The organism is Vibrio sp. 10N.261.51.F11, from assembly GCF_041471665.1.
GTDB classification, from domain to species: Bacteria; Pseudomonadota; Gammaproteobacteria; order Enterobacterales; family Vibrionaceae; genus Vibrio; species Vibrio crassostreae_C.
The window spans coordinates 978-1,180 of sequence record NZ_JBFROW010000029.1; the positions used below are offsets into that span (position 1 = coordinate 978).

Sequence of the window (203 nt, forward strand, 5' to 3'; positions counted from 1 at the left end):
TACGCTAGGTCACCAGACACTGGTGCATCATCAACCGCAGTCACACTTACATCGATGTTCGCAGAGACCGTATCGGTTCCGTCTGACACATCGAAGCCGAAGTTTACGTCACCATTGAAGTTCTCGTTTGGCGCAAAGGTGTAAGTACCATTACCGTTATCAGTAAGGATACCGTCACCGCCATCGTAGGTCACACCTTCAAT

1 protein-coding gene is annotated in these 203 nt (G+C 49.3%); it reads right to left on the reverse strand.

Annotated features, from left to right (window positions below):
* Positions 1-203 (reverse strand): cadherin-like domain-containing protein (locus AB4351_RS09635; protein WP_372125769.1); only part of this gene is annotated, 203 nt, incomplete at both ends.